Source organism: Bacteroides sp. OM05-10AA (assembly GCF_003439055.1).
In the GTDB taxonomy this organism is placed as follows: domain Bacteria; phylum Bacteroidota; class Bacteroidia; order Bacteroidales; family Bacteroidaceae; genus Bacteroides; species Bacteroides intestinigallinarum.
Genome location: NZ_QSUR01000013.1, coordinates 139,370 through 154,099, shown reverse-complemented (window position 1 = coordinate 154,099; position 14,730 = coordinate 139,370). Strand labels below are relative to the sequence as shown.

General features: G+C 41.1%; 11 protein-coding genes. 8 read left to right on the top strand and 3 right to left on the bottom strand.

Annotation, left to right across the window (positions count from 1 at the left end; all coding sequences use genetic code 11):
* Positions 1-141: 141 nt before the first annotated feature.
* Positions 142-576, bottom strand: coding sequence for a DUF6078 family protein (locus tag DXB58_RS12445; RefSeq protein WP_122136926.1), 435 nt, complete (start codon positions 574-576; stop codon positions 142-144).
* Positions 577-726: 150 nt separating this feature from the next.
* A complete protein-coding gene (locus DXB58_RS12440; protein WP_122136925.1) occupies positions 727-1,680 on the bottom strand; it encodes an LD-carboxypeptidase in 954 nt (317 codons plus the stop codon).
* A 437-nt stretch (positions 1,681-2,117) separates the two neighbouring features.
* Here DXB58_RS12440 and DXB58_RS12435 point away from each other — a divergent pair, with 437 nt between their 5' ends.
* Both DXB58_RS12435 and DXB58_RS12425 read left to right on the top strand, forming a co-directional pair.
* On the top strand, positions 2,118-2,543 hold the full coding sequence (locus tag DXB58_RS12435; RefSeq protein WP_122136924.1) for a DUF3836 domain-containing protein: 426 nt from the start codon (positions 2,118-2,120) through the stop codon (positions 2,541-2,543).
* Positions 2,544-2,941: 398 nt separating this feature from the next.
* Positions 2,942-3,760 carry a hypothetical protein gene (locus DXB58_RS12425; protein ID WP_233527286.1) on the top strand — a complete coding sequence of 273 codons (819 nt, stop codon included), beginning with the start codon at positions 2,942-2,944 and terminating at the stop codon, positions 3,758-3,760.
* A gap of 118 nt (positions 3,761-3,878) precedes the next feature.
* Here the strand turns inward: DXB58_RS12425 and DXB58_RS12420 are convergent, their stop codons facing one another.
* Positions 3,879-4,607, bottom strand: coding sequence for a GntR family transcriptional regulator (locus tag DXB58_RS12420; RefSeq protein WP_008998882.1), 729 nt, complete (start codon positions 4,605-4,607; stop codon positions 3,879-3,881).
* Between the two features lie 141 nt (positions 4,608-4,748).
* Between DXB58_RS12420 and DXB58_RS12415 the strand changes: the two genes are divergently transcribed.
* The 6 genes from DXB58_RS12415 to DXB58_RS12390 are packed head-to-tail and all read left to right on the top strand — an operon-like array spanning position 4,749 to position 14,730.
* On the top strand, positions 4,749-6,479 hold the full coding sequence (locus DXB58_RS12415) for a class I mannose-6-phosphate isomerase (protein ID WP_122136923.1): 1,731 nt from the start codon (positions 4,749-4,751) through the stop codon (positions 6,477-6,479).
* 37 nt (positions 6,480-6,516) lie between these two features.
* Complete coding sequence (locus DXB58_RS12410; RefSeq protein WP_122136922.1) at positions 6,517-7,617, top strand: ROK family protein; 1,101 nt, start codon at positions 6,517-6,519, stop codon at positions 7,615-7,617.
* Positions 7,618-7,658: 41 nt separating this feature from the next.
* Positions 7,659-10,706 carry a TonB-dependent receptor gene (locus DXB58_RS12405; protein WP_122136921.1) on the top strand — a complete coding sequence of 1,016 codons (3,048 nt, stop codon included), beginning with the start codon at positions 7,659-7,661 and terminating at the stop codon, positions 10,704-10,706.
* Positions 10,707-10,717: 11 nt separating this feature from the next.
* Positions 10,718-12,322 (top strand): RagB/SusD family nutrient uptake outer membrane protein, encoded by a 1,605-nt coding sequence (locus DXB58_RS12400; protein ID WP_122136920.1) that lies wholly within the window; start codon positions 10,718-10,720, stop codon positions 12,320-12,322.
* 29 nt (positions 12,323-12,351) lie between these two features.
* Positions 12,352-13,491, top strand: a complete 1,140-nt coding sequence (locus tag DXB58_RS12395) for a SusE domain-containing protein (protein ID WP_122136919.1) — start codon at positions 12,352-12,354, stop codon at positions 13,489-13,491.
* A 12-nt stretch (positions 13,492-13,503) separates the two neighbouring features.
* Positions 13,504-14,730: a glycoside hydrolase family 76 protein gene (locus tag DXB58_RS12390; protein ID WP_122136918.1), complete on the top strand. Its 1,227-nt coding sequence runs from the start codon at positions 13,504-13,506 to the stop codon at positions 14,728-14,730.

Sequence of the window (14,730 nt, the reverse complement as noted above, 5' to 3'; positions counted from 1 at the left end):
CATTCTCATGCTTATGAGAAAAAATTCTCATAGGCATGAGAATAATTTCTCATAGGTATGAGAATTTTTTCTCACTACGGTGAGAATACTTCTTTGTCTGAATGGTCTGGAATGCCGCTTTATGGTTCTCCGATAGGCAATTTACCAATCGTATTTATCAATGTATTTATCGAATTCAGGTTTCGGCTTGATACCATGCTTCAAGAAGATTGCAGCAATTTGCTCTTGTTCGTCGGGATGTAGCAACCGTTCTTGATTGCGGATGCGGTAATACATGTTACGTCCCATTAAAGAATATAGCTCTTTGCGTATCGTGATGGCTAAAGAATGCGGAATATTGTCCAGCAGATGATCTATTCCGGAAGCAAAGTGTGAGGTCTGATATGGTTTGAAGTAATGGCAATTCTTTTCATTTCCGGCTATATGGAATGGATTGACGGTGGAGTAGTAGGGCACTTGGGCTGGAATACAGAGCATAGCCTGATATCGGAGGCATTTATTGTGACGAGGGCATTGCTTGTAGCTACAATACAGGAATGCTTTAGGAATATCGTCGTAATTAATCTTTTCGTCCATAGTTTTTTATTGTGTTTATGGTTTTTGTTTGTAGAATGAAATACAAAGGTACTTGTTTTGTTCTACATACGTCATGATACCGTCTTTTTTTATCAACCTATCATAAAGTAAATGATAATTGCTGTTTTCATATATGATAGGTGCTGTTTGTCATCTATTCAAATTGAACTTTAATTTCACCTCCTTTTCCCCGACGGTAAATTCCACTCTCGCTCCATTGATGAGCGGCAGGTTATGAGTCACGTGTCCTACCGGAAAATTGAAACAGACCGGATAATTATACTCTTTCGCCAGATCGGCCAGCGCAGCATATAAATCTTTGCCTAGCGAACCATCTTCTTCGTATTTGGTGAATTGTCCGACGATTAGTCCTGATAATTTTTCCAGCACTCCACCCAGTTTCAAATTATACATCATCCGTTCGATAGCTTGAGGCTCTTCGTTGACATCTTCGATGAATAATACTGTGCCCTCTGCCGCAATATCATACGGAGTGCCACGTAAACCGCAGATAACCGACATGTTTCCACCCCGCAAAACGCCTTGTGTGTGACCTTGTTTGTTCAATTCGTGTTTTTCGCAAGTATAAGTAGGAGGATTTCCCGATAGAATATCCTTTAAATACATAATACAGGGATCGTCTTCAGACTCCATTGTAAGATGATATGCCATCGGTGAATGTAGCGAAGCGTATCCATTTTTCTGGAAAAGATTATGTAGTGTCGTCACATCACTGTATCCGATCAGCCATTTCGGATGTTTACGGAAAGCTGTAAAATCGAGCTTGTCTATTAAGTGAACGGCTCCATATCCTCCTCGGCTGCAAAAGATGGCTTTTACTTCCGGATGATCCATTGCTCTTTGCAAATCTTTTAAACGATGTTTGATTGTTCCTGCATATAGTCCGGACGAATCGCAGACGTGTTTTCCGGTAATGACTTTCAGCCCCCATGATTCTAATCGTTGCTTTGCACCTTCTACAAGCTGTGTGTCTATCTTGCCGGATGGCGATACGATAGCTACTTTATCCCCTGCTTGCAGAAAAGGAGGGAATTGAAAGGTTGAATTGGAGGTGTTTTTCTGCTTACATCTTTCTTCCAGCATCAAAGATCGGTTGGATGCCGTTTGTGTCGTTTTGCAGGAAACGAGTATCCCGCAAAAGAGTAATAGAATGATGGTGAATTGATTCTTGATTATCTTCATGTTGTTTTGTTACTTGAGTGATTCTTCTGCAAAAATACACGAAAAAAATGATGCCGGATATGTTTCCTCATTAAAACTGGATTGCATAAACTTTAAAACGACTCAAATCAATGGTCGTTGGACTGATTTATACATAGAAAAAGTAACAATCGGGCTGTTATTGTCCGCTTCTGTGCGGACAGTTGTCCGATAATGAACATCGTGTAAATTTGAATATCTGTTGATTATCAGATATTTATTGTTTTGGCACGCCGATTGACTATATATAAGCGAAAGCGGTTGTGAAACAGCAACCACTATAAACGAAGAAGAATAATAACAATAAAAAAATAACGATTATGAAAACAAATTTATTCTCAAAAGCAGTTGTGATGGTAGCAGTAGTAATGGCAAGTGTAATGAACTTCTCTGCAAGTGCAATGAACCCTACAGAATTTGTAACCAATAATGAAATGACTGGTGAAGTAATAACCGCTAAGAATATTTATCGTAATGAAGACGGTCACTTGTATCGCCACCTTCGCTATACTTATACTTACGATAACGAAAATCGTGTGATAAGCAAAGAAGCCGCCAAGTGGGATAGTGTAAAGGAAGTTTGGACTCCTTACTTCAAAATGAATGTGGAATACAGTGCCAATGAAGTGACTGTGGACTATGCCCGTCGGAATGATAGAAGCAAGACGTATAACAGTAATGTAGAAAAGGCGGTTTATGCGCTGAATGACAACAATGCAACTCTGTTGCTGGCAAGCACAAAATAAAACAGAATAATAGGTAATAGTGAAAGCCGGTTATTGACACTGATTCAATAACCGGCTTTTTTAAACACAATATTCTGTCTTTGATTTTCACTAAACATTTGCGGCTCTCTTTTGTTGTTTTCCGAAAAGTATTTGTACCTTTGTCATTGGAACGTAGCATACCTTTGTGGTGTGCGATTGTGCGTTTCCTCGGTGAACAGGAAATCGTAGCGGATTTTTTTTTACTTACGCCGGGAGACGCCTGTACTTCTATGACTTCTCATAGAGTACGGGCTGTCTGCCCGTGTAAGTAAGGTAGCCGCTACTACCTCCTGTTTGCGGGATTGTGACAGCTCCGTACTCTTTTATAATAAAAGGTACGGAACTAGTTAATATTATTAATCTAGTTCCGTTTTTTTATGGCAAATTGGCTCACAACAAAACAGATATCCGAAAGACACGACATTCAAGAAGCTATTTTAAAGAATTGGGCAAATCTTGGATACATTACGAGTTCCCGAATCAACGATCAGTTGTTTTTGGATGATGAGAGTTTGGATGCTTATCTGGAAGCTCACAAAAGACTTGGTTTAGAAACAGATTACCTTTCTAAAATCGTAGAAGAAAAGAAATTGGAACGTGACTTTATCATTTCCAGATACGATGATCTACTATATGTGTTGAGAACACAGAAGACTTGTAAACCTCTATATCAAATAATCATTCGTGAACTGGCAGCATTGATTCTTCACCCTGTTGCCCGCAATGTTTTCTATTCTATTTCTACAGGAGAATCAGTAGAGAAAGTGGCTGGTAGGCATCGAATTACCTATGAAAAGACATTGCAAATTTATAACTCTATACTTAAAGGATTAAAACTGAAGAAAGATATATTGGCTACTTATCGAAAACGTGCTATCAATGCTCGTTTTTTATCTTTGGCAGATAATAATAAGAATATAAATATTGAGCAGGAGGAGTGGATACTTCAATTACCCGTTTGTAAAGTAGCTGATACTCGGCTGGCTAATGTCTTGTATAATCAAGATGTGCGAACGGTGAAAGATTTGTTGGAAATAGTATCGGGAAGAGGATGGAAAAGTATGTTGAGAATAGAAGGAGTAGGAAAAATCTCCTATTATCATTTATTGTCCAAGCTTCAGATGATAGGTGTTGTGGATGAAAGTCTGGATCGGATTCTTGCCGGATACTCTGTTGGTCGGTTTGAGAAGAGATGATAAATAATGGATAAAGCATAATGCAAAGAAATGGAATGTAAAAAGACTATTTTAAAGGAGATAAGAATTTCGGCCTTTAAAATAGTCTTTTTATATCGTGTATGTATGAACATACTCTTTATCTTTCCGCCTCTATTGTATAAGTAAAACTGTCTGCCCGGTAGTATCCGATGTTGTATTCAATCGGCACTCCGTTCACATCATAAACAAATCTTTTCCTTATTAATATAGGATCGCTGGATTTTATTTCCAGTTTTTCTGCGATAAATTCCCCTGCAAGTCTCGCTGAAATCTCCTCCTTGCTGGTTTTTACCACTATGTTATATTGAGTTTCCAGCATTTCATATAATGGGCGTGTGTAGTCTTCTTCTCCAGTCAATGGAATGTTCGGGTTGAAATAAGAGATAAAGTAGACAAACGGGTATTCCTTTTTTCCTCTGACGCGCTCCATTACTACGCAGCGGGCATCAGGGTTAGAACCTAAATTAAAGAATGTGCCGATTTCTTCAGTCGGACGTTTCAAACTGATATGTAGTTCGAAATTACGAATTTCGATACCTAACATCTTCATTTCCTGCGAGAAACTAAGCCAGTTCTTTACTCCGCCTACGATACCTTTCTTTACCACCTTCGTTCCGTATCCTTTCTTTCGTACCAGAAGTCCCTCAAATACGAGTTTGTTGATAGCTTGTCTTAATGTGTTCCTTGAAATGTGTAATTGTTCAGACAATTCGACTTCATTGGGAAATAGCTTCCCGTTTTTGTACTCTTCAGATTCTATGAGTCTTCTAAGTATCTCTTCTGCCTGAATATGAAGAGGTTTATCACTGCTATGGTCTATTTTCATATCTATCCTGATTGGTTTATTTTCAGCAAATATAAGATTTATCAAAAAATAATCCAAGTTTTGTTTGGAATAAAAATAAAATCTATATATTTGCACAATATAAAGTATGTATGAACATATAAAATTAAAAACAACTATAATATGAGAAAAGCTAATTATGATAAATTTCCTTCTACGAAGTTGACGGGGATGCTTGTTCAGGGTTGGGATGCTATCATTTCTGTGTTAAAAAAGCAAATGGATGCAAGAAAAGTGCTGGCAGTGGATTTATATACTGGAGTATATGAAGAAGAAGTGCTGGATGCTTTTTCAAAAGAATTCTCCGGAAAGGTGATGAATGTACGTGATTTGATGAAACCGGAACAAGAGATCCAAACTTTGACGGAACGCTTCATGACGGAAGATGTGTTGTTTGGCTATGTGACCAATTTGAAGCTGGAAGATTATTTTGATGCGGATAAATTGGCTGCTGCGCAAAAGCAAATTAGTGAAGCGGAGGATACTATTGTAATAATAGGTACGGGAGCTGCCATGGTGGCTCCGCAGGATGCGATGATTGTATATGCGGATATGGCACGTTGGGAAATTCAACAACGTTTCCGTCGGCATGAGGTAAAAGCTTTAGGGATAGACAATCGGAAAGATGCCGTTTCTTTGCAATACAAGAGAGGCTATTTCAATGATTGGAGAGTATGTGATAGGTATAAGGAAAGATTGTTTGACAGGGTAGAATTCTGGATTGACACCCATGTGGCCGGAACACCGAAGATGATTGATAAGGATACTTTCTTTAAAGGGGTAGAGGCAACGGTGAAAACACCGTTCCGGGTAGTTCCTTTCTTCGATCCGGCTCCCTGGGGTGGTCAATGGATGAAAGAAGTTTGCGACTTGGATCGTGAACGCGAAAATTTTGGCTGGTGCTTTGACTGTGTGCCCGAAGAAAACAGCCTCTATTTTGAGGTGAACGGAGTGCGCTTCGAACTTCCTTCGGTCGATTTGGTTTTGCTGAAAAGTAAAGAGTTGCTTGGCGAACCGGTGGAAGCACGCTTTGGAAAAGACTTCCCCATCCGTTTCGACTTTTTGGATACGATAGGTGGAGGTAATTTGAGTTTGCAGGTACATCCTACCACTCAATTTATCCGTGATAGTTTCGGCATGTACTATACACAGGATGAAAGCTACTACATGGTAGACGCGGAAGAAGATGCCGTAGTTTATCTGGGAGTGAAAACGGGTGTTGATAAAGAAGCAATGATCGACGATTTGCGTAAGGCACAAAAAGGTGAATTGGTGTTCGACGCAGAAAAGTATGTCAACAAGATTCCGACAAAGAAACACGATCACTTCCTGATTCCGGGAGGGACGATTCATTGTTCCGGTGCGAATAGCATGGTGCTTGAAATAAGTTCGACTCCGAACCTCTTTACTTTCAAACTATGGGACTGGCAACGTCTGGGACTGGACGGAAAACCACGCCCAATCAATGTGGAACGTGGTAAATGCGTAATCAACTGGAACCGGGATACGGAATATGTAAATGAACATCTTCGCAACCAGTTTAAAGAAGTGGCTTCCGGAGATGGGTGGATTGAGGAACGTACCGGATTGCATCCGAATGAATTTATCGAAACCCGCCGTCACCGTTTCTCGTCACCGGTGCTGCATCACACAAACGACAGTGTAAATGTGCTGAATCTGCTGGAGGGAGAAGAGGCCGTCGTTGAGAGTCCTACTCACGCCTTTGAACCTTTCGTGGTGCATTATGCGGAAACATTTATCATTCCTGCCGGAGTGAAAGAATATACCATTGCCCCGTATGGTAAATCGGCAGGAAAAGAATGCGTAACGATAAAAGCCTACGTACGCTTTTAATAATGAAATAATTCAATCATCTAATATCTTGAAACCTATGTACGAACATGATGAACGAATCGTAATGACGCTTGATGCGGGAGGCACTAATTTTGTGTTTTCAGCCATACAGGGCTGTCGCGAAATAGTGGAACCTATTTGCCTTCCGGCAGCGTCCGACGACTTAGAGCGTTGCTTGTCTGTTCTTGTAGAAGGCTTCCTGGAAGTTGAAAAACGATTGCCTAAACTTCCGGTAGCTATCAGTTTTGCTTTCCCCGGGCCTGCTGACTATGAGCATGGAATTATTGGTGATTTGCCTAACTTCCCGGCTTTTAGGGGAGGAGTGGCACTCGGACCTTATTTGAAAGAGCAATTTGGTATTCCGGTTTTTATTAATAATGACGGTAATTTGTTCGCCTATGGTGAAGCTTTGGCGGGCACTTTACCCGAAGTAAATAAGCGTCTGAAAGAAGCAGGCAGTAGTAAGGTATATAAAAATCTGCTCGGAATAACACTGGGTACGGGATTTGGTGCCGGAGTGGTGATTGACAACCGGTTACTGACCGGAGATAACGGTTGCGGCGGCGACGTCTGGATTATGCGGAACAAGAAATATCCCGAAATGATTGCGGAAGAAAGTGTCAGTATCAGGGCCGTCAGACGAGTATATCAGGAACTGACAGGAAAGGATGCTTCTGCTTTGACTCCCAAAGATATTTTTGATATTGCCGAAGGAACGGCAGAGGGAGACCGCCAGGCTGCTGTCCGGAGTTTCAATGAATTGGGAGAAATGGCGGGTGATGCCATTATCCGTGCATTGAATATTGTAGACGGTCTGGTGGTGATTGGCGGAGGAGTGGCCGGAGCGGCTAAATACATACTTCCGGGAATCATGAATGAAATGAACCGACAGATTGGCACTTTTGCAGGAACTTCTTTCCCTTGTTTGCAGATGGAGGTGTTCAATCTGGCTGAAAAAGAAGCATTGGATAAATTCTTGGAAGAAAAGGACAAGATGGTGAAAATCCCATTTTCGGAGAGGCAGGTGCATTATGCCTGTCACAAGAAAATAGGTATTGCCGTTTCTTCTTTGGGAGCAAGCAGGGCGGTCGCTTTGGGAGCTTATTCTTTTGCTTTGTCCCAACTTAATATCTTATAATACATGATAACTCTTCTATTAATTCAAATATAAAATATTTTATGAAACAATCTAATCTATTGAACGCGCAATTTGCCCGCCGGCTTTTTGGAACGGTATTTTCGAGTTGGCAATTATTGGCTGTTATGTTGATTGTTTGTATGAATGTGGCTGTTGGTTTCGAACTGCACGCGCAATCTAATACAATCACAGTGAAAGGTAAGGTAATGGCAGACGGAGAGCCCGTGATTGGGGCTACCGTACTGGTGAAAGGGGTATCTACGGGTACGGCTACGGATATGGACGGAAATTTTACACTGAATGTTGCTTCAAAAGCGGTATTGGTAGTTTCCTCAATTGGATATGAAACACAGGAAGTTCCGGTGAACGGTCGTACATTGATTAATGTGGTGCTGAAGTCGGACGTGGTTGCGTTGAAAGATGTGGTAGTAGTGGGCTACGGCGTACAGAAGAAAGTGAATCTGACAGGAGCTGTTTCTTCTCTTTCAACGGACGAATTGGAAGGAAAACCTATTGCCAACGTTCTGGAGGCTATGCAGGGAACTACTCCCGGTTTGGTTATCCAGCAGGGAACTTCTACACCGGGTAGTGTACCTTCTATAAACATCCGCGGATTGAATACGATGAATAATAATGATCCGTTGGTGATAATTGATGGAATTGAAGGATCGCTGGCTAATTTGAATCCGGCAGATATTGAACAAGTTTCTATTTTGAAAGATGCTTCTTCTACAGCGATTTACGGTTCACGCGCTTCCAATGGTGTAGTGCTTGTAACTACAAAGAAAGGAAAAGCCGGTAAGGTGGAAATTTCCTATGATTTTATGTATGGTGTTCAGCAACCTACCTCACTGCCTAAAATTGCGGATTCATGGGTATATGCGGAATTATATAATGAAGCGGCGGTTAATTCGGGAAGAGCGGCAAAATTCACTCCCGAACAGATTGCACAATATCGAAATGGCGGCCCGAATGTGAATTGGGTGAAAGAACTGTATAACCGCAATTCTCCTCAAAGTTCACACAGTGTTTCAATGACAGGAGGAAATGACCAGCTGTCTTATATGGCTTCTCTGGGATATTTAGATCAGAGCAGTATGTTCAAGGGACCGGACTATGGCTACAAACGCTACAATGCCCGTTTGAATGTAAGCCATAAGGTGACGAAGAATTTTACGTTGAATCTGACTTCACAGTTTGCCCGTAATGATATTAAAGAACATGCTTACTGGACAGAATGGATTATTGAGCAGGCAAACCGTATGCCGGCGATTTATCCGATCAAAAATGAGGATGGCAGTTATAATTATCCTGCCGGAAGTAACTCAAACGGTTTGCAACGTTTGGAAGAAGGTGGTTATCGCCAGAATGTGAATGATGAATTGTTGGGAACCATACGAGCTGAATGGGAAGTATATAAAGGATTGAAACTGATCGGAAGTGCCGGTGGACGCGTGTGGAATAATAAATTGCATGAAAACCGGAAAGCTTTTGAAGGTACGGGAGATTCGGAAAACAAGTTGACCGAACAATTCTACCGCTCTAAGAATATCACTACCAATCTGATGGTGACTTATAATACGAAGATAGGAAAGCACTCTATCGGTGGATTACTGGGTTATGCTTATGAAGGTTTCTCTGAAAAACAATTCTCTACCAGTCGCTTGACGGAAGATTCTAAATACGACATTTTTGTAGGTGATTTGAGTGGTGATAAGGTAAGTAATACAGGTTCGGGAAGTGATTGGGCTATCTATTCCGGTTTTGCAAGAGCCACTTACAATTATGATGAGAAATATTTACTGGAATTTAATATCCGTAATGACTACTCTTCTTATTTTGCTAAAGGAAACCGTTCGGGAGTCTTCCCTTCTTTCTCTGCAGGATGGCGTATTTCGGAAGAAAAATTCTGGTCTGTATTGAAACCGTATGTTCCTTCTCTGAAAATCAGAGGTTCTTGGGGATTGGTAGGTAATAACCGGATTGGTGCTTATCAATATATGCAAACGGTGTCTGTAACTAACGGTATCAGCTTCGGAGATAAACTGGCACAGACTGCTACATTTGCTTCTGCAAATCCCGATCTGAAGTGGGAAACTACCCGTATGGCTAATATCGGTTTTGAATTGGGATTATTGAATAATGACTTGAATATTACTTTTGACTGTTTTAATAACCGCACAAAAGATATTTTGGTGAATTTACCGGTTCCCGGACTGTTTGGTAATGGTGCGCCTATTCAGAATGCTGGTAAAGTAGAAACGAGGGGATGGGAGTTGTCAGTGAGCTATCGCTTGAAGACTGGCCCAGTAGTGCATAACTTCTCCGGAAATATTTCGGATAGCTTTAATGAAGTAATAGATACACGCGGTACGGAAATTATCGGTGGTTCGGATGTACAGACCATTATTAAGGAAGGTTATCCTTTGTATTCTTATTATGCATATCGTTCAGACGGATTTTTCCAGAATGAGGAAGAATGTCAGAAAGGACCGCACCTGGAAGGCATTACACCGAAACCGGGAGATATCCGCTATCTGGATAAAAATGGCGATGGTGTGATTAAACCGGATGATGACCGCTTTATCGTAGGTAATGATTTTCCGAGATATACTTTCGGCTTTACTTATGGGCTGGAATATAAAGGCTTTGATTTCTCGATGATGTGGCAAGGAGTGGGAAGACGTAACAAATGGATGCGTGGTGAATCTGTTGAGGCTTTCCATAATAATAATGAAGGTCCGGTAATGGATTTCCATCAGGATCGGTGGACTCCGAATAATCCGGATGCTACTTATCCCCGTCTGACAATGGGAGCAGAATCGGCTAATAATGCTGCAAAATCAGATTTCTGGATTCAGGACGCTAAATATTTGCGTCTGAAAAATGCGCAGATCGGATATACTTTCCCACAGCAATGGATGAAAAAACTCTATGTCAAGAATTTGAGAATTTTTGCCAGCGTGCAGAATCCGTTGACTTTCACGAAGATGAAAGGTGGATGGGACCCGGAATATACCGGAGACGGCAGTGGTCGTGCTTATCCTGTGGCAAGAGTATATTCATTTGGACTTAATGTTAAATTTTAAACTGTACCGTGATGAAAACAACTATAAAGAATTTGATTTTATCTGCTGTTTTGGTGGTGGGCGGTGCCTCTTGTGTTGACTTGGATACGGCACCGTATGACAGAGAAACGGACTTGACCTATTGGGAAGAAGATCCTGAAGCAGCTGTCAAGGCGTTGAATAATTGCTATACGTATTTGGGAAATATGGACGAACAGCTTTACAGTGAAGCTATGACGGACAATGCATACACCAAACAACCCAATGATTTTACACAGAACATTGGCAATGGTTCATATTCTACGGCGGATGCCTATGTGAAAAAGGTGTGGGACGGACGTTATACGGGTATCCGTATGTGCAACCAGTTGCTCGAAAATATTGACCGGGTTCCTGATTTAGATCCGGAATTGAAGAAACGTTATATCGGTGAGGCTAAAGTGCTTCGTGCTTATAATTATTATGAATTGTATACGAAGTTCGGAGATGTACCTTATACAACGAAAGTGCTTTCTATTAAGGAAAGTATGTCTATCGCACGTACTGACAGAGCTACTGTCATTGCTAATATGTTGGCGGATCTGGATGAAGTGATTAACGGTAATTACCTGCCGACTTCTTATGATGCGGATAATAAAGGAAGGATTACCCGTTGGGCAGCAATGGCTATCAAAGCTAAAATCTATCTGTTCGAAGGTAACTGGACGCAAGTGAAAAATATCACGTCTACTATTATGACGGAGGGAGGATTTACGCTCTTTGGCAGTTATGCAGGACTGTTTGAAATAGCTAATGAATATAATTCAGAAGTAATTCTGGATGCACAGTATCGTCCGACCAGTCGTGAACATCAGATGATGTATGCTTTCCTACCACCTTCATTGGGGGGATATTCCCAGCTTTCTCCTTTACAGGAATTGGTAGACAGCTATATTATGTTGGATGGAAAGACAATCAAAGAAACAGGAACCTCGTTTGATGAAAGTCATCCGTATGCTAATCGTGACCCGCGTTTGAAAGCAACAGTGATGTATACCGGGAACTCATATACGTTGATTGACGGAACAGAAGTCATTATCAACTGTGAGAAAGGAGAAGGTAAAGATGGATACGGTGTAGGCTCGGATTGTTCGGCTACCGGTTATTATATCAAGAAATACTGGGATAATACGTATCGTGCTACTCTTTATTCCGGTTTGAATCCGATTTTGATTCGTTATGCTGATATTCTATTGATGAATGCGGAAGCATTGGCAGAGTTAGGTGAACTGGATAAGACGGCTTGGGATGCAACTATTAAACCAATTCGTAATAGGGCCGGATTTACACTTGCTTCAGCATTGGAATTTCCGGAAGGAGCTTCTAAGGATAAACTGATTGAGATTGTACGGAATGAACGTCGTTCGGAACTGGCATTGGAAGGTCATCGTCATAAGGATATTATCCGTTGGAGAATTGCGGACGATGTATTGAACGGATGGTGCCACGGATTGAAAACGAATGAAGTGGTAGGTACAGATAACGGATACGTTCGGGTTGAAAACAGAACCTTTAATGCAAATAGACATTATTTGTGGCCTATACCACAGGCTGAACGTGACTTGAATGGTAATTTGGAACAGAATCCGAATTGGTAAATGGTTAAACGACTCAAAAAGGAACGATTATGAAAAAGATATTATTAATATGTTCAGTGTTTCTGGCAATGGTATCCTGTCAGGAAGATTATGAATTGAATGCGGATTTTGCAGTCCCTACGGAATTGAATTCCCCTGCCTCTATCCAGTTGGATGTGTCATCTTCAGTACCTGTTGTGCTGTCGTGGTCCGGAGGCGGTGCGGCAGACGGCGGAATTGTATTGTACGAGGTTTTGTTTGACAAAGCAGACGGAGACTTTTCAAAACCATTGGCTACAATGAAAAGTGATTTGGGAGCCAATCCAAGTTTGTCGATTACTCATGCGGCTATTAATACGATTGCCAGAAATGCAGGTATTTATCCTATGGGAACAGGGGATATTAAATGGACAGTGACTGCTTCGAAGGGAGGAGTGGTAAAGAAGTCCGATAAGGTGGCTAGTATCACTGTGACTCGTGGAGAGGGAATTGATAATATTCCGGCAGAATTGTATTTGTATGGTTCGGCTACGGAGAATAGTGGACAAGGCGGAATTCCGTTCCGTTGTGTAGAAGAGGGAGTTTTCCAGATTTATACAAAATTGTCTGCTGGAAATATCTCATTCAAGTCTGCTACGACAGGTGAAACATTCAGTTATTATATTGATGATAGTTCGAAGTTGAGAGAGGGTGATGGTGAAACGGCAGTAACTGCTTCCGAAGAGGTAACCCGTCTGACTGTAAACTTTAATACAATGGCTATGACAACAGAAAAAATAGGCTCTTCTGTTCGTTGTATTTGGGGAGCGACATTTGGTGATATAGCCGTATTGGAATATGCTGGTAACGGTAAATTTGTAGGAGAAGGTGATATTCGTTTCCTTGATCCTGCCAAGCCGGAAACTGGGGCTCCTGATTGGTTGACTTGGATAGAAGAACGTTACTACTTTTTAGCTCAAGTGAATGGTGGTGATATGTGTTGGGGTAGAGGTGATGGCGTGAGTGCCGAACGTCCGGTAGGTGGAGAACCCTCTTCTTTCTATGCTTTGTACGAGTTCCAATGGAGTCAATGGGAACACCTTTGGAAAATGAAAGGTAGTCTGGATTATACGCACGCGACTATTACTATCGATACAAATGCGGATGGATTAATGATACATACATTTACTAATGTGACTCCGATTAATTAATAAAACTAAGTTATGAAAAAGATAAAGACTATTTTAGCTATTCTTCCGGCACTATTATTCTCCTGTGCCGGAGATGACGTAGAGAAATATATTCCGCCTACACCGATTGCTCCGTCAGAACCCGGAGAGGAAGTCGTTTATCATAAACGCGCTAAAGAGCAGTTTGATTTGATTAATCAGTGTTATCGGATCAATAGCGGGGCGACAGAAGGATTGTATAATGAAAATTATCCCAAGAAAGATACTGATAATCCGGCTTCTTTCTTATGGCCGTATGACGGACTGGTATCAGGAGTCGCAGCTTTACATTCTTTGGGCTATGATGTGAATTATGCGACTATGGTTGACCGCTTTGAAGTTTATTATTCAACTCCCGCTGGAGCTGTGGGTGCTTATGGTTCTCAAACTAATGGTACTACCGGTAGTGGAACGCGTTTTTATGATGATAACTCTATTGTAGGGATTGAATTGGTAGAGGCTTTTAATTTGTTAAATAATCAAGACTATTTGACAAAGGCCAAAAGAATCGTAGCATTTTTGCAAGAAGGTGAAGATGATACATTTGGAGGAGGTCTTTGGTGGAATGAGGATCAGAAGGGACAGCAGGGAGTTGGTGATTCTAATAAGCCTACGTGTGCCAATGGATATGCAACACTATTCTTACTTGAATATTATTCAGTATGTCCCCAAGAGGAAAAAGCAGATGTTTTGGCTTTGGCAAAACGTTTATATGCTTGGACGTTGAATAATCTGCGTGATCCGGAAGATGGTTGCTACTGGAATGATAAACAAGCAGACGGATCTATTAATAAAACAAAATGGACTTACAATACTGGTGTAATGATTTCTAATGGAGTCCGTTTGTATAAGATAACGGGTGAACAGACCTATCTGGATAGTGCCATTGCTTCTTCTGATGGTGCATATAATTATTTTGTACGTCCGCTTAACGGACTGGCTCTGGCTTATCCCGATCATGACCCGTGGTTTACAACCAAATTAGTTCGTGCATTTATTGATATTGAACCTTATTACAAAAATGCAGGTAATTATATCAAAACATTCATCAACTTCCTGGATTATGCATACGAGAATGCTCGTTTGTCAAGCGGACTGTTTTATGAAGATTGGACTGGAACAGACCCGAAACGGGCTGAACAGTTGTTGATGCAGGATGCTGCACTAGAATCTCTGGGAATTATAGCTTTGTATAAAGGGGAAACTGTGACGGAAGAATAG

What these genes read in the sequence shown, in the direction of transcription:
- DXB58_RS12445 (WP_122136926.1), bottom strand. Translation starts at nt 576, where the DNA reads ATGGACGAAAAGATTAATTACGACGATATTCCTAAAGCATTCCTGTAT.
- DXB58_RS12440 (WP_122136925.1), bottom strand. Translation starts at nt 1,680, where the DNA reads ATGCTGGAAGAAAGATGTAAGCAGAAAAACACCTCCAATTCAACCTTT.
- DXB58_RS12435 (WP_122136924.1), top strand. Translation starts at nt 2,118, where the DNA reads ATGAAAACAAATTTATTCTCAAAAGCAGTTGTGATGGTAGCAGTAGTA.
- DXB58_RS12425 (WP_233527286.1), top strand. Translation starts at nt 2,942, where the DNA reads ATGGCAAATTGGCTCACAACAAAACAGATATCCGAAAGACACGACATT.
- DXB58_RS12420 (WP_008998882.1), bottom strand. Translation starts at nt 4,607, where the DNA reads ATGAAAATAGACCATAGCAGTGATAAACCTCTTCATATTCAGGCAGAA.
- DXB58_RS12415 (WP_122136923.1), top strand. Translation starts at nt 4,749, where the DNA reads ATGAGAAAAGCTAATTATGATAAATTTCCTTCTACGAAGTTGACGGGG.
- DXB58_RS12410 (WP_122136922.1), top strand. Translation starts at nt 6,517, where the DNA reads ATGTACGAACATGATGAACGAATCGTAATGACGCTTGATGCGGGAGGC.
- DXB58_RS12405 (WP_122136921.1), top strand. Translation starts at nt 7,659, where the DNA reads ATGAAACAATCTAATCTATTGAACGCGCAATTTGCCCGCCGGCTTTTT.
- DXB58_RS12400 (WP_122136920.1), top strand. Translation starts at nt 10,718, where the DNA reads ATGAAAACAACTATAAAGAATTTGATTTTATCTGCTGTTTTGGTGGTG.
- DXB58_RS12395 (WP_122136919.1), top strand. Translation starts at nt 12,352, where the DNA reads ATGAAAAAGATATTATTAATATGTTCAGTGTTTCTGGCAATGGTATCC.
- DXB58_RS12390 (WP_122136918.1), top strand. Translation starts at nt 13,504, where the DNA reads ATGAAAAAGATAAAGACTATTTTAGCTATTCTTCCGGCACTATTATTC.